Source organism: Kitasatospora sp. NPDC088861, from assembly GCF_044750105.1.
Taxonomy (GTDB): Bacteria; Actinomycetota; Actinomycetes; order Streptomycetales; family Streptomycetaceae; genus Kitasatospora.
In genome coordinates this window covers 53,654-71,693 of the sequence record NZ_JBIVJF010000013.1, presented here as the reverse complement: position 1 = coordinate 71,693, position 18,040 = coordinate 53,654, and the positions used below count along the sequence as shown (strand labels likewise).

Sequence of the window (18,040 nt, the reverse complement as noted above, 5' to 3'; positions counted from 1 at the left end):
GTCCGAGCCTCCATGTCGGATGATAACGAGCTGTCATCTCCTCTCTGAGCTGGAGATTTGATGAACAGTTAGGAGATGTTCGGCTCCTGACCCCGACGGGCGCCGACAGACATCGGAGGACTTCTTGCGGTGCGTGGCCGACACTCGTATGGTCAGGGCGTCGAGGATTCATCCGATGTGTCGGCCCGGTGAAGAACCCCGGCCCGCAGACCTATGACAGGAGCCATGGCATGAAGCTCATGCGGATCGGACCGGCGGGAGAAGAGGCTCCGGCAGCCCTCGGCGACGACGGCCGGGTCTTCGCGCTCTCGGGCCTGACCGGTGACATCGACGGGGCGTTCCTCGCCTCGGACGGGATCGACCGCGTTCGCGCCGCCCTGGCCGCCGGAGAACTCCCTGCGATCGACCCGGTCGGCCTGCGGATCGGCGCCCCCGTCGCCCGGCCGGGCAAGGTCGTCTGCATCGGCCTCAACTACCGCGACCACGCCGAGGAGACCGGCGCTGCCGTCCCCGCCCGGCCGGTGGTCTTCATGAAGGACCCGTCCGCCGTGGTCGGTCCCTGTGACCAGGTGCTGATCCCGCGCGGCTCGGCCAAGACCGACTGGGAGGTCGAACTCGCGGTCGTGATCGGCCGCGAGGCCCGCTACCTGGACTCGCCCCGACAGGCCCTCGCCCATGTCGCGGGCTACGCGATCAGCAACGACGTGTCCGAGCGGGAGTTCCAGCTCGAGTACTCCGGGCAGTGGGACCTCGGCAAGTCCTGTGAGACCTTCAACCCGCTCGGCCCCTGGCTGGTCACCCCGGACGAGGCCGGCGACGTGCAGGCCCTCGGCCTTCGTCTGGCCGTCAACGGCGAGCAGCGGCAGAGCGGCAGCACCAAGAACATGATCTTCGACGTCCCGTACCTGGTCTGGTACCTCAGCCAGTACATGGTGCTGCGGCCCGGAGACGTCATCAACACCGGCACCCCGGCCGGCGTGGCCCTGGGGCTGCCCGGCACCCCCTACCTGCGCGCGGGCGACACCGTCGAACTGGCCATCGACGGCCTCGGCACCCAGCGCCAGACCTTCTCCAACGCCTGAAAGGCACCACGTTGTCCGCAACCACAGCGCGGATCACCGCCGTCGACACCTACGACATCCGCTTCCCCACCTCGCGGGAGCTGGACGGGTCCGACGCCATGAATCCCGACCCCGACTACTCCGCCGCCTACGTCGTCCTGCGCGCCTCCGCGGGCGGCCACGAGGGCCACGGGTTCACCTTCACCATCGGTCGCGGCAACGACGTCCAGGTCGCCGCCATCGACGCGCTGCGCCCGCACGTCGTCGGACGGTCCGTCGCCCAGCTGTGCGCCGACCCCGGCTCCCTGTACCGCGACCTGATCGGTGACAGCCAGCTGCGCTGGCTCGGACCCGAGAAGGGCGTGATGCACATGGCGATCGGAGCCGTCGTCAACGCCGTCTGGGACCTCGCCGCCAAGCGTGAGGGCAAGCCGCTGTGGCAGCTGCTGGCCGACGCCGACCCCGCATGGCTGGTGTCCCAGGTCGACTTCCGCTACATCGCCGACGCGCTGACGCCCGATGAGGCCCTCGAACTGCTGCGCAAGGGCAGACAGGGCGCACCCGGGCGGGCCGCCGAACTCCTGCGCCGCGGCTACCCCGCCTACACCACCTCGCCCGGCTGGCTCGGCTACAGCGACGAGAAGCTCACCCGCCTCGCCAAGGAGGCGGTGGCCGACGGCTTCACCCAGATCAAGCTGAAGGTCGGCGCGGACCTGGAGGACGACATCCGCCGCTGCCGCGCAGCCCGCGAGGCCATCGGTCCGGACATCCGGATGGCGATCGACGCCAACCAGCGCTGGAACGTCGCCGAGGCGATCGAGTGGACGAACCAGCTCGCCGAGTTCGACCCCTACTGGATCGAGGAGCCGACCAGCCCGGACGACGTGCTCGGCCACGCCACCGTCCGGCGCGGTGTCCACCCCGTCAAGGTCGCCACCGGCGAGCACGTGCAGAACCGCATCGTCTTCAAACAGCTGCTCCAGGCCGGCGCCATCGACGTCCTCCAACTGGACTCGGCCCGGGTGGCCGGCGTGAACGAGAACCTCGCCATCCTGCTGCTCGCCGCCAGGTTCGGCGTCCCCGTGTGCCCGCACGCCGGCGGCGTGGGCCTGTGCGAACTCGTCCAGCACCTGTCGATGTTCGACTACGTCGCGCTCTCCGGCACCACCGAGGACCGCGTCATCGAGTACGTCGACCACCTCCACCAGCACTTCCTCGACCCCGTGGTCATCGACGGCGGCCGCTACCGGGCACCCACCGTGCCCGGGTTCTCCGCCACCATGCACCAGGCCGCCATCGACACCTACACCTACCCCGACGGCACGTTCTGGGCAGCCGACCTGGCCGGCGGCGACAAGGAGGAGCGCTCATGACGACCGACCTCGACGGGCTCACCGCACTGGTCACCGGCGGTGCCTCCGGCATCGGACTGGCCACCGCCCGGTTGCTCGGCGCACGCGGAGCGGACGTCGCCGTCCTCGACCTCGACCCGAGCGGCGTCCGCGCCCCGCTGCGCGGCTTCACCGCCGACGTCGCCGATGACCGCTCCGTACGCGAGGCCGTCCAGGCGGCGGCCGAGGCGCTCGGCGGGATCGACATCCTGGTCAACAACGCCGGCATCGGCGCCGCCGGAACCGTGGAGGACAACTCGGACGAGCAGTGGCACCACGTCCTGGACGTCAACGTGCTCGGCATCGTCCGCACCACCCGCGCCGCCCTGCCCCACCTGCGCCGCTCCGCCTCCGCCTCGGTGGTCAACACCTGCTCCATCGCCGCCACGGCCGGACTGCCCCAGCGCGCGCTGTACTCGGCGAGCAAGGGCGCCGTCCACTCGCTCACCCTGGCCATGGCAGCCGACCACGTCCGCGAAGGCATCCGGGTCAACTGCGTCAACCCGGGCACCGTCGACACCCCGTGGGTCGGCCGGCTGCTCGACGCGGCCGACGATCCGGCCGCCGAGCGCTCCGCACTGAACGCCCGCCAGCCCACCGGCCGACTGGTCACCGCCGAGGAGGTCGCCGCCGCCATCGCCTACCTCGCCTCCCCGGCCGCCGCCAGCGTCACGGGCACCGCGCTCGCCGTCGACGGCGGCATGGCCGGCCTGCGCCTGCGACCGGAGCCACGCCCGTGAAGCCGCGCCACCACCCCCTCGGCCGCAGCAGGGCCCAGGTGACCGAACTCGCCTTCGGCGCCGCCGGCATCGGCAACCTGTTCGCCCCGGTCACCGACGAGCAGGCCGAACAGGCCGTCACCGCCGCCTGGGAGTCCGGCGTACGGTACTTCGACACCGCCCCGCACTACGGTCTGGGCCTGTCCGAGCGGCGGCTCGGCGCCGCCCTGCGCGCGTTCCCCCGGGACCAGTACACGATCTCCACAAAGGTCGGACGCCTGCTGGAACCGGCCCCCTCCGGCGACGGCGACGACCTGGCCAACGGCTTCGCCGTGCCCGCCACCCACCACCGCGTCTGGGACTTCAGCGCCCGGGGCGTGCGCCGCTCCATCGAGGACAGCCTGGACCGGCTCGGCCTCGACCGGATCGACATCGCGTACCTGCACGACCCCGACGACCACGCCGAACAGGCACTCACCGAGGCCTACCCGGAACTCGAACGCCTGCGCGCCGAAGGCGTCCTGGGAGCGATCGGCGTCGGCATGAACCAGGCCGGGCTGCCCGCCCGGTTCATCCGCGAGACCGACCTCGACGCCGTCCTGCTCGCCGGCCGCTACAGCCTCCTCGACCAGCAAGGCCTTGCGGAACTGCTGCCCCTGGCCCACCGGCGCGGCGTCGGCGTCGTGATCGGCGGCGTCTTCAACTCCGGCCTGCTCGCCGACCCGCGGCCCGGCGCCACCTTCGACTACACCGCGGCCCCCGCAGACCTGCTCACCAGGGCCACCGACCTCAAGGTCGTCTGCGAGCGGCACGGCGTCCCGCTGCGCGCCGCCGCCCTGAAGTTCCCGTTCGGGCATCCGGCGGTGGCGAGCGTGCTGGTCGGCACCCGCAGCGCCGGCGAGGCCCGGGACGCCGCCGCCATGCTCGACCACCCCGTTCCGGCGGCGCTCTGGGCCGAGCTCAAGCACCGCGGACTGCTTCCCACGGACGTCCCGACCCCCGGGGAGGTGAGCTGATGCGCATCGCCCTGTTCATCACCTGCTTCAACGACACCCTCTTCCCCGACACCGGCCGCGCGGTGGTGACGGTGCTGGAGCGGCTCGGCCACCGTGTCGAGTTCCCCCAGGAACAGACCTGCTGCGGCCAGATGCACTTCAATACCGGCTACCGCCCCGACGCCGTCCCGCTGGTGACCCGCTTCGTCCGGGCCTTCGCCGACTACGACGCCGTGGTCACGCCGTCCGCCTCCTGCGCCGGGATGGTCCGTGACAACCACCCCCTGCTCGCCGAACGGCACGGCACCGCCTCGCTCCTCCGACAGGTCACCGAACTGGTGCCCCGGGTGCACGAGTTCACCGAGTTCCTGACCGACGTGCTCGGCGTCACGGACGTCGGTGCCCGCTTCCCGCACCGGGTCGCCTACCACCCCACCTGCCACTCCCTGCGCGGCCTGCGTCTCGGCGACCGCCCGGACCGGCTGCTGCGCGCCGTCGAGGACATCGACCTGGTCGACCTGCCCGCGGCCGACTCCTGCTGCGGCTTCGGCGGCACCTTCGCCGTGAAGAACGCCGACACCTCCGCCGCGATGCTCGCCGACAAGAACGCCGCCGTCCTGGACAGCGGAGCCGAGGTCCTGTGCGCCGCCGACAACTCCTGCCTGATGCACATCGGCGGCGGACTGTCCCGCCGGGGCGCGACCGTGCGGACCCTGCACCTGGCCGAGATCCTCGCCGCCACCGAAGGAACCGCACGATGAGCAAGCCCGGCGGCCGTGGCGTCGTCTGGCTCGGTTCCCCGTCCTTTCCCGACGCCGCCCGCGAGGCGCTCGGCAACACCCGGCTGCGCGCCAATCTGAAACGCGCCACCACCACCATCCGCGACAAGCGGCTGGCCGTCGCCTCCGAGTTGGACGACTGGGAGCACCTGCGGGACGCTGCCGCCGCGATCAAGAACCGCACCTCACGCCACCTCGACCGCTACCTCGTCCAGTTGGAGGCCGCCGTCACCGCCGCGGGCGGCACCGTGCACTGGGCCTCGGACGCCGCCGAGGCCAACCGCATCGTCACCGAACTCGTGCGGGCCACCGGCGAACGCGAGGTCGTGAAGATCAAGTCCATGGCGACCCAGGAGATCGGCCTCAACGAGGCCCTCGCCGAAGCCGGCATCACCGCCTACGAGACGGACCTCGCCGAACTCATCGTCCAACTCGGCGACGACCGCCCCTCCCACATCCTCGTCCCCGCGATCCACCGCAACCGGACCGAGATCCGCGACCTCTTCCTCGCCGAAATGGCCCACTGGGGGAAGCCCGCACCGGAGAACCTCGGCGACGACCCGCGTGAACTCGCCGAAGCCGCCCGCCTGCACCTGAGGGAGAAGTTCCTCACCGCCAAGGTGGCCGTCTCGGGCGCCAACTTCGCCGTCGCCGACACCGGCACGGTCGTCGTCGTGGAGTCCGAGGGCAACGGCCGGATGTGCCTCACCCTGCCCGAAACCCTCATCACCGTCATGGGCATCGAGAAGACCGTCCCGACCTGGCAGGACCTGGAGGTCTTCCTCCAACTGCTGCCCCGCTCCTCCACCGGCGAGCGGATGAACCCCTACACCTCCACCTGGACCGGCACCACCGACGGCGACGGCCCCAGGGAGTTCCACCTGGTGCTGCTCGACAACGGCCGCACCGACACCCTCGCCGACGAGGTCGGACGGCAGGTACTCGGCTGCATCCGCTGCTCGGCCTGCCTCAACGTCTGCCCCGTCTTCGAGCGCACCGGCGGCCACGCCTACGGCTCGGTCTACCCAGGACCGATCGGCGCCGTCCTCACCCCGCAACTGGTCGGCGTGGAGAACGCGGCGTCCCTGCCGTTCGCCTCCACCCTGTGCGGCGCCTGCTACGACGCCTGCCCGGTGAAGATCAACATCCCGGAGGTGCTGGCCCACCTGCGGGCCAAGACCGTCGAGAGCAAGCCTCGGGGAGCCGAGGCGCTGGCCATGAAGGCCGCTGCCACCGTCCTCGACTCCCCGCGCCTGCTCTCCGCGGCCCAGAAGGCCGCCGCGCTCGGCGGCAGGGCCCTCGCCAGGGAGGGGCGGATCGGCCGGCTGCCGGGCCCTTTGCACGGCTGGTCCGACACCCGCGACACCCCCGCACCTCCGGCAGAGTCCTTCCGCACCTGGTGGCGCAAGAACAGGGAAGGTGAACGATGAGCAGCCGTGAGGCGGTTCTCGGCCGTATCCGGGCGGCGCTCGCCGACGTCCCCGCCGACGAACGGCCCGACGACGTCCCCGTACCCCGGACCTACCGCCGCAGCCACACCGAGCCGGGCGAGGACACCGTCGCCCTGTTCGCCGAGCGGGTCGCCGACTACCGCGCGGACGTCACCCGCACCGACCAGGCGGGCCTGCCGGCCGCCATCGCCGCCGCGCTCACCGCAGCCGGGGCGAGCAACCTGGCACTGCCCAGCGGCTTTCCCGTCGAGCTGCTGCCGCCCGGCGACTGGCAGTGGCACCCGGAACCGCTGGACGTCCAGGCCCTGAACGCCCTGGACGGCGCCTGCACCCTCGCCGCCGCCGGCATCGCCGTCACCGGGACCATCGTCCTCGACACCGGCCCGGGCCAGGGCCGCCGCGCCCTCACCCTCGTCCCCGACTACCATCTGTGCGTCATCCGCGCCGGACAGATCGCCGCCGACGTCCCCGACGCCCTCGCCCGCCTCGACCCCGCGCTGCCGCTGACCTTCATCTCGGGCCCTTCTGCCACCAGCGACATCGAACTCGACCGCGTCGAGGGCGTGCACGGCCCCCGCACCCTGCACGTCGTCATCGTCGACCACCCCACCCACCCGGAGCAGCCATGAGAGTCGCCCTGCACACCCGCCTCCGCCCGGACCGGATCGCCGAGTACGAGGCCGCCCACCGGGACGTGCCCGCCGAACTCGTCGCAGCCATCCGGGCTGCCGGCGCCACCTCGTGGACGATCTGGCGCAGCGGTTGCGAGCTGTTCCACCTGCTGGAGTGCGAGGACTACGCCCGGCTCCTCGCCGAACTGGAGCACCTCCCGGCCAACACCGCCTGGCAGGAGAGGATGGGCGAACTGCTCGACATCAGCCACGACTACTCGAACGCCGGCGCCGGGGCCGGGCTCCCGGCCGTGTGGGAACTGTGACCGGACGTCAGATCGTCGACGCGCACCACCACGTCTGGGACCTCGGCGCGCGGCCGCAGCCCTGGATCAGCGGCGAGGCCCTCGCTCCCCTGGCCCGCTCCTTCACCGCCGCCGACCTCGCCCCCGAAGCCGCGGCGGCCGGAGTGGTCGCCACGGTCGTCGTGCAGACCGTCTGCGTCCCCGAGGAGACCCCCGAACTGCTGGCGCTGGCCGACGGCAGCGACCTGATCGCCGGCGTCGTCGGCTGGACCGACCTCACCGCCCCCGGCGTTGCCGACGCGATCGCCACCCTGCGTGAACTCCCCGGCGGGGAAAGACTGGTGGGCATCAGGCACCAGGTCCAGGAGGAGCCCGACCCCGAGTGGCTGCTGCGCCCCGACGTCCAGCGCGGCCTGCTCGCCGTCGCCGAGGCCGGTCTCGCCTACGACCTCGTCGTCAAGCCGCACCAGCTGCCCGCCGCCGCCCTCGCGGCCGCCCGGCACACCGGCCTGACGTTCGTCCTCGACCACCTCGGCAAGCCCCCGATCGCCGACGGCGCGCTCGACCCCTGGGCAGCGGACCTGCGCCGCCTGGCCGCGCTGCCCAACACCGTGGGAAAGCTTTCCGGCCTGGTGACCGAGGCCGCCCCCGGCCGGTGGCGGACGGCGGACCTCAGGCCCTACGCCGACACCGCCCTGGAGGCCTTCGGCCCGGAACGGCTCCTCTTCGGTTCCGACTGGCCGGTGTGCACCCTGGAGGCCGGCTACGCCGAGGTCGCCCGGATCACCCGGCACCTCGCGGACGGGCTCAGCGCGGGGGAGGAGGACGCGGTGTTCCGGCACAACGCGGTCCGCGTGTACGGGCTCGGCGCCCCGCGCCGGCCCGCGGAGGGACGTGCCGGATGGTCTTGACCTGTCGCGATCAAGGCCAGCTCCGGGTGGGTGTCGGGGAGACTATGCTGCAGGGATCAGGACCAGGGAGGCATCGGCGTGCCAGTCACCGACTCGGCGATCGAGAAGATCAAAGCCATGATCGTCAGTGGTGAGCTGCGCCCCGGTTCGCGACTCCCCAAGGAGGCCGACCTGGCCGAGCGGCTCGGTCTGTCGCGCAACTCCCTGCGTGAGGCGGTGAAAGCTCTCTCGCTCATCCGGGTGCTCGACGTACGCCAGGGAGACGGCACGTACGTGACGAGTCTGGAGCCCAACCTGCTGCTGGACGCGCTGGGCTTCGTCGTCGACTTCCACCAGGACGACTCGGTGCTGGAGTTCCTGGAGGTCCGCCGCATCCTGGAGCCCGCCGCCGCGGCCATGGCCGCCCGAGTGATGCCGGACGAGGACATCGCCGCGCTCGGAGAGGTCCTGGAGAGCCTGCGTGACGACGCCCCCCTGCAAGAGCTGATCGACAACGACCTGGAGTTCCACCACAGGATCGCGGCCGGTTCGGGCAACACCGTCCTGTGCTCGCTCGTCGACGGTCTGTCCGGCCCGACCGCCCGGGCGAGGATCTGGCGCGGGCTGACCGAGGAAGGCGCGGTCGAGCGGACCCGCCAGCAGCACCGCGCCATCCTCGACGCCATCGCCCACCGCCGCCCCGACGTCGCGCACGCCTGGGCGACGGTGCACGTGGCAGGCGTCGAGCAGTGGCTGCGGGACACCCTCGGCGCAGCCGGATCCTCGCTCGGCTGACCCGGGGCGGGTGCTTCAAGGGGCGCGGCCTCCGCGGGCCGCCCAGACCGCGTCCGCCCTACAGGCCGGTGCTGAGTCCGGTGAGTCCCTGGAGGACGTCGAAGCTGAGGGTGGCGGAGAAGAGCTGTTCCCCGGTGGCGAGCGGACTGGTGCCGAACTCCTGGGAGAGGGCGTTCGCGGCCGGCGCGGCCAGGTTGACGGGGGTGTTCTCGGCGCTGACCTTGGTCAGGGAGAGCCTGATGCCCTCGTCGGTGACGGTGAGCGTGTCGATGCGCCGGCCGAGGTGCTCGGTGGTGATGACGCTGGTGCGGTCGAGCTTCATCGCCAGCTCCAGGTTTGCGAACTCGGAGCGCTGCCCGTCGCGTTGGAAGGCGAAGCCGCCTCGGGCCCGGCCGGTGAGGCCGGACAGGTCGGTGTTGATCTCGCCGCTGTCGAGCATCGAGTGCATGCACTGGTGGCCGTTCAGGGTGACCAATGTCGCGGGTGCGACCGCGTCGAAGGTGACGCCGGCGTCGGAGAGGGCCTTGGCGGCGGTATCGGTCAGGCAGTAGTCGAAGGGCGTCCCGCCGCGCAGTTGGAGCGGCGGGAGCAGCGCACCGGGCGCCTGGGCCGAGGCCGAGGAGGGGGCCAGCGCCGCGAACGCCAGGACGGCGACGGCGGCAAGGCGCACGGGGGACTTCTTCACAGCGCACTCCAGAGTCAGGGGCCGGCCACGGCGGCCGACACGCGGATACGCCCGTCCAACGCACAGGCGACGGCGTCGGCACGCCCGGCAGATCCGGATCACCCGAAGAGCGCCGCGGCAGACCGCCCGGACACCTTCCGGCGATGGCTTACCCGCCGTGCGAACCGGTGGCGGCCGGGCGGCGGTGTGCAACGTCTGCGCCTGCCGGGTCTGGTGGGCAGTCCATTGGCGAGGCGACGGTACCGACCAGTGAGATGGCGTTCTCCACTACGGCCTACTCCCGGTCCGCGCCGAGTCCGTAGGGGGTCGCCTCCAACTCCGTGACCAGGTTCCCCAGGAGCGGCAGCGGACTGTCGCGGAACTGGAGGTGGACGGTGGCGACGGGCCCCTGGGCCGTGGGAGGGCTGAGCTGCGCGCCACGTCCTCGTCCTTGAGCCTGCGGGTGCGTACCGTGCCGGGCTTCCATTCGTCGCCCGCGCCCAGGCAGAACCATCCGTCCGGGTAGGGCGGGGCCTGTGGGCGGGAACGGGGGAGAGGGTGCGGGAACCTCCCACCCGCGGCCGGGCCAGGTGAATCGTCGCGGTGGAGGGCGTGGACTTCTCGATCGGCGAGGGCCTGAGCCCGGCTGTCGTCGACGCGGTGCCGCGCGTCGTCGCCGAGGTCCGCCGGGCGGTGGAAGGGCACCGGGCGGGGGCGTCATGACACCGAACCGCGGACGGTCGAGGCCTGCGGCTCGCGAGCAGCAGCCGCCCGCCGTCACCGAAACCGAGCGCACCTGATCGGGCGGGGTGCCTCCCCGCGCCCGGTCGGCCCATCCGCCCGCCGCTCCTCTTCCCCCGGGGCGCCGCCGGCGTCCGGAGTACGGTGGAAGAGCCACTGTCCGCGGCCTGCGGGTTCGGTCCGTGGTGCCCCGGCGACAGCGTCAGGCCGACCCAGGCGAGCCAAGGGCAGGTGTTCCGACATGACCGCAACCTCCGAGCCCGGCGGCGCCCGGGCGTCCCACCCGGAGCCGCCCGCGCGGCTCTCGCTGGTCCCCGAGGGCGTCGCCCCGGGGCGGCTGGGCGGGGCCTGGTGGCCCCGTTCCCACGACCTCCTTCGTGAACTCCCCCCGCTGGCGGCGACGCTGGCCCCGTCGTGGGGAGAGATCCTCCGCGTCACCGTGAACCCGGCGCACTGGCCGGTCATCCCCCGGCGCGTCCCGGTCACCGGCCATGTCATCCACGTCGGCTGGTTCGAACAGGAACAGGACGCGGAGGAGGTGGTGGTGTGCTCCTTCGTGCCCCGGCGACTGGACCTCCTGGTGATTCCCCCCGAGACCGAGGCCCCGACCGCCGAGTGGCTGATGACGGCGGCATGCGAACCGGCCAACACCCGCACCGCCACCGAGCTCCTGGCCGCCGCGGGCGCCCCGACGGAAGGCGCACGGACAGGCGGGTGACCACGGTCAGTGGCGGACGGCGCTCCGCTCCCGACCGGCCGACCCCTCCTGTGACGTCCCGCGATCGGCTCCCGCTCCGGACCGCTCGGGGCGGCACGCGTTCGCACCGCGCTCAACGCGGTCGGCCTCGACCGAGGTGTGAGCAGGCGGCGCCGACCGCGGAAGACCCCTGTCGGAGGAATGGCCATGACAGCAGCCGAAAGTGCAGGGCAGCGCACCACGGCCTGGGTGGTGGAGCGCCCCGGCCCGATGTGCTCGTCCCCGCTGCGCCGGGTGGAGCGGATGCTGGAACCGCCCGGACCCCAGGAGTTGTTGATCGAGGTCGGGGCCTGTGGAGTGTGCCGCACCGACCTGCACCTGGCCGAGGGCGACCTTCCGCCGCACCGGCCCGCCTGCACACCGGGGCACGAGATCGTCGGCCGGGTGCTGAGCACGGGCCGGGAGGTGCGGGACTTCTCTCCCGGCGACCGGGTCGGCGCGGCCTGGCTCGCGAGCACCTGCGGCGACTGCCGGTACTGCCGGGCCGGCCGCGAGAACCTCTGCCCGAACTCCTGGTACACCGGTTGGGACGTCCAGGGCGGCTACGCCGGACACACCCTCGTGGACGCCGGGTACGCCTACCCGCTCCCCGAGGGGCCGCCCGACGAGGACCTCGCCCCGCTGCTGTGCGCCGGCATCATCGGCTACCGCGCCCTGGAACGCGCGCAGCTGCCGCCCGGCGGACGGCTGGGCATCTACGGCCTCGGCGCCTCCGGGCACCTCACCGCGCAGCTCGCGCTCGCCCGGGGCGCCACCGTGCACGTCCTCACCCGGGCCGCGAGCGCCCGGCGCCTGGCCCTGGAGCTGGGCGCGTCCTCCGTCGGCGACGCCTACGGCACACCGCCCGAACCCCTCGACTCGGCGATCCTGTTCGCCCCGGTCGGCGACCTGGTGCCGGTCGCGCTCGCCGCGCTGGACCGCGGCGGCACGCTGGCGGTGGCCGGGATCCACCTCACCGACGTTCCCGCCCTCGACTACCAGCGGCACCTCTTCCAGGAGCGCAGTCTGCGCAGCGTCACCGCCAACACCCGTGAGGACGGTCTCGCCTACCTCGCGGAAGTCGCCCGGCACCACCCGGCGGTGCACGTGCAGCGCTACCCCATGAACCGTGCCGACGCCGCGCTGGCCGACCTCGCGGCGGACCGGATCACCGGAGCCGCCGTCCTCATCACGCAGTGAAGGCTCCGGCCCCGGGACTGGTAGGCCCGCAGGTCGAGGTGCCGCGTATTCAAGCGCGGTCGACATGACGGACACGAAGAGCCATGGCTCGGGCGCCGCGAGGGCTGCCGTCCACACCGACCACGACGTAGGGCGGGTCCTGGGTGACGTGCTCGGGATCGCGGACGGCCTCAACGCTACCGGCATCCGGGCAGCAGTAGTGAGGGCGCCGTCGGGGTCTGCTTGACGGGCTTTCAGGTCCGTTCGTTCGGCTGTTTCCTGCTCGGCGTGCTGCTCGTCCCCGAAGTGCTGCTCGTCCCCGGACTCGACGGGATCGGGGAAGTCGAGGCGTTCGTGGCTGCGCCGGGTGTTCCGGACCGCGCCGACGCCCTCCTCGCGGTGGCCGGGAGGATCGTGGCCAGGGTGAGGGCGGCAGCCAGCCAGGTGGTGGAGTGGAAGGCCTCGGTGAAGGCCCGGGCGGTTTCCGGGGAGGCGCCCGCGTCCAGCGGGGACGATGACGTGCCCGGGGGGAGGAGCAGTCGGTAGGCCACCGTGGTGACCGTGCCGAAGACGGCGATCCCCAGGCCGGCGCCGGCCTCGTAGGCGACGGACTCGATGCCCGCCGCCGCGCCTGCCAGGGAGGACGGCGCGGTGGTCATGATCAGGTTCGAGGCGACCATCTGGACCAGGCCGTGGCCGAACCCGATCAGGGCCAGCCCGAGCGGGGCCACCGTGCCGGAGGCGACCAGGACGTATCCGGTCGCCGCGAGCAGCAGGCCGGCGGGCACGCCCGCGCGCGGTTGTCCCAGGCGGGAGAGGAGCAGTCCGCCCACCGGCCCCGCGACCGTCGCGGCCAACGGCATCGGGATCAGGTACAGCGCGGCGGCCTCCGCCGACAGTCCCTTGGCGATCTGCAGGTACTGCACCAGTTGGAGTTCGAAGCCGACCATCACCAGCACCGGCAGTACCGAGGCCACCACTCCGGCGCGCAGCCCGGGCAGCCGGAACAGGGACAGGTCCAGCATCGGGTGCGGCATCCGCTGCTGCCGTCGCACGAACAGCACCAGCGCGGTCAGGCCCGCCGCCGCCGGCAGCACCACCTCCGGGATGCCGACGCCGTCGTGGGTGAAGGCGATGATGGCGTAGGCGCAGCCCAGGAACCCCACCATCGAGAGCAGGGGCGAGGTGGCCTCCCACGGTTGCCGCTCGGACTCGACCTCGTTGCGCAGCAGCAGTGCCACGGCGGGTACGGCCAGTGCCACGATCGGCAGGTTGACCAGGAAGATCGAGCCCCACCAGAAGTGCTGGAGCAGGAAGCCGCCGGCCACCGGTCCCAGCGCCGAGGCGCCGGCGGCGACCGCGCTCCACGCCCCGATGGCCACCGCGTGGTCGCGGCCGTCGCCGAAGGTCTGCCGGATCAGCGCCAGCGTGGCCGGGATGATCATCGACGCGCCGATCGCCAGCAGTGCCCGGGCGCCGATCAGGGCCGGCGGGTTCGGTGCCGCCGCGCACAGTGCCGAGGCCGCGCTGAAGACGGCCAGTCCGGCCAGCAGCAGCCGCTTGTGCCCGATCCGGTCGCCCAACGGCCCGCTGACCAGCACCAGTCCGACCATCAGGAGCGAGTACACGTCGACCGCCCACAGCAGTTCGGTCGGGGACGCCCGCAGTTCGTGGGCGAGGGTCGGGACGGTGATGGTGAGGATGGTGACGTCCACGGCGGCGGGCAGGAAGCACAGCAGCACCACGGTCAGCACCAGCCAGCGCCGGGCCGTCCCGACCACGGGCAGCGGGCTGCTCACCGGCCGAGGTCCAGAGCCGTCCTGGCTCTGTCGATCAGGTCGTGCAGCTCGGCGAGGCTGGGGGCGTAGAACATGCAGCTCAGTCTGCCAGTTTGAAGGTCCGTCAGCTCGGTCGGGACCACACCCCGGTCGGTGTGTCGGGGCGAGGCCACGAGCGGTCCGAGCAGGCGCAGCACTTCCGGCAGGTACAGCCCGGTCGGAAGGCCGTAGAAGTCGTAGTTGCCGACCGCGTGGGTGTCGAGGTAGCCGGGGCCGATGAGGTGCTCGCCGAATTCGTGCACGTGGCTCGACCCGGTGCGGCGGGCGTTGAGGTCGTGCAGGTAGACGACGCCGTCGCGGGCGATCGCGTCGATGCCGAAGCGCCCGCGGTAGCCGCGCCGTTGCATCTCCTCGGCCAGCCGGAGTCCGCCCTCGGTCAGCGGGCGGTACCACCATGCGCGGCGCAGCTCGCGCGCGGTGACGTTGCCGCGCAGGTGCGTGGCGCCCTCGAACAGCATGTCGGTCGTGTAGCAGAGGTGGGGCGGGGCGTCCGCGGGCACCATGTACTCCACGGACGGGAAGGTGATGTCGCCGTCGAGGAACTCCTCGACGACCACCGGGTCCTCGTCGTAGAAGGTGCTCCCGGCCAGGCGTTCGGCGATGTCGTCGTCGCCGGGCCGGAAGATCAGCAGGCCGAGGCTCGCCTCGCCGCGGTCCGCCTTGACGATGCACGGTGTGCCGGTCGCGAGCATGTCCCGGACCGCGGCCGGCACGTCCTGTTTCCCGGCGCAGTGCGTACCGGGCGGGATGCGGCAGGGTCCGTCGGTCATGCCGAGGTCGGCGGCCAGGTCGCGCAGGCCGGTCTTGGTGTCCAGCAGGTCGCGCAGGGCCTGCTGCGGCGGGCTCTCCGGCAGTTCGGTCACCACGTCGTACCGGGTGCGCAGGGCCTCGGTGAACCGCCACAGGTCGGCGGTGGTGGTGTGCGGGATCAGCCGGAGTCTGCGGCCCGGTCCGGCGTGGGCGGCCACGGCGGCCATCAGCTCGGGATCGGCGAGCATGTCGGCGAACAGCGAGCCGGTGCGGCCCGCCGGGCTGAGGTTCACCACACCGTCGATCTCCAGGAACTTCCGCTGCCAGTCCAGGTCTCCGATCGGCTCGTAGGTGATGAGCATCTTGTCCAGCGGCCCCCAGAACAGCGCCTGGTCCTGCTGGGCGTAGCACTCCGAGAGCAGCTCGTCGACGTCGTCGGCGCGGACGGCGAAGTCGCGCAGGGTGTCGACGGCGTTGCTCACGCAGAGGGTGGGTACGGTCAAGGCTTCTCCTCGTGCAGATCGTGCAGAAGTCCGTCGCCCCGGGACACCAGGTCGACCGCGGCCGCGACCACGTGCCAGAAGAGTTCCTTGCCCAGGGCGACGGTGGCGCCCGAAGTGCTGGACAGGACGCCTTGGTTGGTCGTGCGGTTCACGTCGGCGGGGTGCAGGTAGATCCCCGGGCGGGGTGGGTCGGCGTGGTCGGGCCGGGCGGCCGAGACCAGGTCCGGGCGGAGGTAGAGCATCAGGCTGGTCTCGGTGATCCCCGCGTGCTCGGCGTGCCAGCCCGGAAAGAGCGGCACCCGCCCGGCCAGCCAGTCCGGGTCGACCAGGCTCCACCAGCTCAGCGCGATGAACTCCTTGCCCGCGGCCGCCGGCCGTCGGCCCACCTCGTCGAGGGCCTCGAAGAGGAACGGCTCGTTCTCGAAGTGGCCGTTGACGACCAGCAGTCGGCGCCAGGGCAGGGCGCACAACGACTCCAGCACGTCCTCCAGGAAGGCCAGCAGGGACCGACCGCGCACGTAGACGGTGCCGGGGAAGGCCAGGCCGCCGCCGCTCTGCGGCAGCGACCGCGCCGCGATGGACTGCGCCGGCAGGGTCAGGGCGTTCAGCTCGTAGGCGATCTGCCGGGCGAACGCGTCGGCCAGCACGGTGTCCACGGACAGCGGCAGGTGCGGACCGTGCTGTTCGGTGGCCCCCACCGGCCACACCACGGTCCGCCCGGCGGTGGCCGCCAGGACGTCGGCGCTGCTCAGGTCGCACAGCTGCGGCCCGGAGCTGCGGGGGGTCACGGTTGCACCTGCTCGGATCGGTCCGCTCCGGTGACGGGTGCGAGGCCGTGGCCGGTGTTCCCCGTCCCGGTGGTCTCGGTCACGATCCGGGCGAGCGTGTGGTACATGTCGGTGTGCAGCGCGGTGTACACCTGGGCCGCCACCGCGCCGACCGCCAGGTAGTCGTGCACGTCCCGGCCCGACTGCACGCCGCCGGAGGCCAGCACGGGAAGGGCGAACCCGGCTCGGCGCAGCTTCCACAGGGAGGCCAGCACGAGCGGCTTGATGCCCGGTCCGGAGTAGCCGAACGCGCCGCCGAGTTGGAGGTCGCCGGTCTCCGGGTGCACGGCGGCGGCGGGCAGGGTGTCGCTGATGGTCACCGCGTCGGCGCCGGCGCGGGCGGCGGCGAACGCCCGGGCGTGCAGGCCCTCCCCGCTGGCCAGCTTGACCGAGAACGGCACCCGTGTCGCAGCGCGGGTGGCCGCGGTGTAGGCGTGCACCCGCTCGGGAGTGTCGTCGAGGCCGTCCTCCTCGTTGAGGCAGGAGATGCCCAGTTCCAGCGCCGGGCAGCCCGTCGCCTCCACCCGGGCCGCCAACTCGGCGAGTTCCGCCGGGCTGTCGGCGTGCAGCGACGCGATGACCGGCAGCCCGTCCCGGGTCAGGTCGCGCAGGATGTGCACCCAGTGATCGACGGACCGTTTGGAGTAGGTGGTGCTGTTGATCATTCCGGTGGGCAGTCTGACGAGGCGCTCGTCCAGGCCGATCGGCGGGTTGGGGTGGATGGTCTTGGTGACCACCGCGCCCGCGCCGGCGTCCAGCAGCCTGCGGATGTTGCGTTCCTGGTCGGTGAGCAGGCCGGAGCCGACCACGACAGGGTTGGCCAGGTGCATTCCCAGCAGGTGGGTCGGGGCCGCCATGTCAGGCCGCCGCCCTGGTCCGGCCCAGCGCCGCGAGCACGCCGTCGACCAGCAGCGCCGGGTCCTTGGCGATCTCCTTGGCGGACAGGAACGTTGCGGACGCGACCTGGGCGAGCCCCTTGAGCAGGTGGCTGGCCGACTCGGCGAAGGGCTGGTCGGTGATGCCCACGATGGGGCGGCCCAGCGCGCTGGCCCACCCCAGTTCGATGTGTGTGCCGTCCGTGCGCAGCAAGGTGCCGTCGAGCACCGGCAGTACCGGCACGAACACATCGCATTCGCGCATCCACGCGTAGTCGCGCACGGACACCTCCTCGGGGGTGAACGAAGCGGTGTCGGCACCGAATCGTTCGGCCACGTGCGCGGACAGCACGGTGGCGCCGGCCTGCTGCGACTGGTCGATGGTCAGTCTCAGGAAATCGTGGATCGGCGCCGCCATCCCGCCGGGCACCAAGGCGTGCTGGATCGGGCCGCCAACGAACACGGTGACGCCGCGCAGGGCGTCCGGGGTGACACTCATGACTTTCGAAGCTCCTTCGAAGGAGTCTGCCGACGGCCGTGCAAGGGGCGTGGACTTCGGTCGGCAGGAAGCAGAAGTAGTCAGCGTCATCAGATGGTGCGCTTGCAGTGAACTGGGAGGGAGCCGGGTGCGAGGCCTGACGCCGCCGCCGGGGGCCCGATGGCGTACCCGTTCCCGCGCTGTGCGTCCATCCAGACAAATGGACGACCTCAGGCTAGTTCGGGACGATTCACCAGGACAAGAAGCATATGCGCCAGGCGGAGATGTGTCTCAAATAGTGTAAAAGGTGCATAACTATCACCTGGCCATCGATGCCGGCCCGCCCGGGACGCGCTGCGGGCTGGTTTTCGCAGGTAAATGGACCGTGTGCTCGTGAATGGCCGAATCGCCGTCGAACTAACGTGCAAAAGAATCGTCGATTCCGGAGCTCG

At 72.1% G+C, this 18,040-nt stretch carries 18 protein-coding genes; 12 read left to right on the top strand and 6 right to left on the bottom strand.

The features are described from left to right. Positions 1-230 precede the first annotated feature (230 nt). The 10 genes from ACIP37_RS22225 to ACIP37_RS22180 all read left to right on the top strand — a co-directional run bounded on the left by ACIP37_RS22225 (position 231) and on the right by ACIP37_RS22180 (position 8,997). Positions 231-1,082: a fumarylacetoacetate hydrolase family protein gene (locus ACIP37_RS22225; protein ID WP_363581213.1), complete on the top strand. Its 852-nt coding sequence runs from the start codon at positions 231-233 to the stop codon at positions 1,080-1,082. A gap of 11 nt (positions 1,083-1,093) precedes the next feature. Beyond that, positions 1,094-2,434: an L-fuconate dehydratase gene (locus ACIP37_RS22220; protein WP_400809272.1), complete on the top strand. Its 1,341-nt coding sequence runs from the start codon at positions 1,094-1,096 to the stop codon at positions 2,432-2,434. Further along, positions 2,431-3,192 (top strand): SDR family oxidoreductase, encoded by a 762-nt coding sequence (locus ACIP37_RS22215; protein ID WP_363619843.1) that lies wholly within the window; start codon positions 2,431-2,433, stop codon positions 3,190-3,192. Before ACIP37_RS22220 ends, ACIP37_RS22215 begins: the two co-directional genes overlap by 4 nt. Continuing rightward, positions 3,189-4,187 carry an aldo/keto reductase gene (locus ACIP37_RS22210; RefSeq protein WP_400809269.1) on the top strand — a complete coding sequence of 333 codons (999 nt, stop codon included), beginning with the start codon at positions 3,189-3,191 and terminating at the stop codon, positions 4,185-4,187. Before ACIP37_RS22215 ends, ACIP37_RS22210 begins: the two co-directional genes overlap by 4 nt. Beyond that, entirely contained in the window at positions 4,187-4,927 is a 741-nt protein-coding gene (locus tag ACIP37_RS22205; RefSeq protein WP_363581221.1) for a (Fe-S)-binding protein, read from the top strand. The genes ACIP37_RS22210 and ACIP37_RS22205 overlap by 1 nt, the downstream gene beginning before the upstream one ends. Then, complete coding sequence (locus ACIP37_RS22200; protein WP_363581223.1) at positions 4,924-6,375, top strand: LutB/LldF family L-lactate oxidation iron-sulfur protein; 1,452 nt, start codon at positions 4,924-4,926, stop codon at positions 6,373-6,375. Before ACIP37_RS22205 ends, ACIP37_RS22200 begins: the two co-directional genes overlap by 4 nt. Next, a complete protein-coding gene (locus tag ACIP37_RS22195) occupies positions 6,372-7,025 on the top strand; it encodes a lactate utilization protein C (protein WP_400809266.1) in 654 nt (217 codons plus the stop codon). The genes ACIP37_RS22200 and ACIP37_RS22195 overlap by 4 nt, the downstream gene beginning before the upstream one ends. After that, entirely contained in the window at positions 7,022-7,333 is a 312-nt protein-coding gene (locus ACIP37_RS22190) for an L-rhamnose mutarotase (protein WP_363581227.1), read from the top strand. The genes ACIP37_RS22195 and ACIP37_RS22190 overlap by 4 nt, the downstream gene beginning before the upstream one ends. Next, on the top strand, positions 7,330-8,223 hold the full coding sequence (locus ACIP37_RS22185; protein ID WP_363581229.1) for an amidohydrolase family protein: 894 nt from the start codon (positions 7,330-7,332) through the stop codon (positions 8,221-8,223). Before ACIP37_RS22190 ends, ACIP37_RS22185 begins: the two co-directional genes overlap by 4 nt. 78 nt (positions 8,224-8,301) lie before the next feature. Beyond that, positions 8,302-8,997 (top strand): FadR/GntR family transcriptional regulator, encoded by a 696-nt coding sequence (locus ACIP37_RS22180; RefSeq protein ID WP_363581231.1) that lies wholly within the window; start codon positions 8,302-8,304, stop codon positions 8,995-8,997. A gap of 58 nt (positions 8,998-9,055) precedes the next feature. On the opposite strand, the gene ACIP37_RS22175 is transcribed toward ACIP37_RS22180, so the two are convergent. Then, the gene (locus ACIP37_RS22175; protein WP_363581233.1) at positions 9,056-9,682 is read right to left on the bottom strand and encodes a hypothetical protein; all 627 of its coding nucleotides are present in this window, start codon (positions 9,680-9,682) and stop codon (positions 9,056-9,058) included. 961 nt (positions 9,683-10,643) lie between these two features. On the opposite strand from ACIP37_RS22175, the gene ACIP37_RS22170 reads away from it, so the two are divergent. Further along, the gene (locus tag ACIP37_RS22170; RefSeq protein ID WP_363581235.1) at positions 10,644-11,120 is read left to right on the top strand and encodes a DUF5994 family protein; all 477 of its coding nucleotides are present in this window, start codon (positions 10,644-10,646) and stop codon (positions 11,118-11,120) included. Between the two features lie 186 nt (positions 11,121-11,306). Continuing rightward, a complete protein-coding gene (locus tag ACIP37_RS22165; RefSeq protein ID WP_400844327.1) occupies positions 11,307-12,338 on the top strand; it encodes a zinc-dependent alcohol dehydrogenase family protein in 1,032 nt (343 codons plus the stop codon). 233 nt (positions 12,339-12,571) lie between these two features. Here ACIP37_RS22165 and ACIP37_RS22160 read toward each other — a convergent pair whose 3' ends face one another. From ACIP37_RS22160 to ACIP37_RS22140, 5 genes are read right to left on the bottom strand one after another with little or no spacing between them, the layout of a single operon-like run. Beyond that, a complete protein-coding gene (locus ACIP37_RS22160) occupies positions 12,572-14,116 on the bottom strand; it encodes an MFS transporter (RefSeq protein WP_363581239.1) in 1,545 nt (514 codons plus the stop codon). After that, the gene (locus tag ACIP37_RS22155) at positions 14,113-15,408 is read right to left on the bottom strand and encodes a hypothetical protein (RefSeq protein WP_400809259.1); all 1,296 of its coding nucleotides are present in this window, start codon (positions 15,406-15,408) and stop codon (positions 14,113-14,115) included. The genes ACIP37_RS22160 and ACIP37_RS22155 overlap by 4 nt, the downstream gene beginning before the upstream one ends. After that, positions 15,405-16,196 carry a creatininase family protein gene (locus ACIP37_RS22150; protein ID WP_363630783.1) on the bottom strand — a complete coding sequence of 264 codons (792 nt, stop codon included), beginning with the start codon at positions 16,194-16,196 and terminating at the stop codon, positions 15,405-15,407. Before ACIP37_RS22150 ends, ACIP37_RS22155 begins: the two co-directional genes overlap by 4 nt. Next, positions 16,193-17,092 (bottom strand): dihydroorotate dehydrogenase, encoded by a 900-nt coding sequence (locus tag ACIP37_RS22145; protein ID WP_400809255.1) that lies wholly within the window; start codon positions 17,090-17,092, stop codon positions 16,193-16,195. The genes ACIP37_RS22150 and ACIP37_RS22145 overlap by 4 nt, the downstream gene beginning before the upstream one ends. A gap of 1 nt (position 17,093) precedes the next feature. Further along, entirely contained in the window at positions 17,094-17,609 is a 516-nt protein-coding gene (locus tag ACIP37_RS22140; protein WP_363581246.1) for a hypothetical protein, read from the bottom strand. Positions 17,610-18,040: the final 431 nt, after the last annotated feature.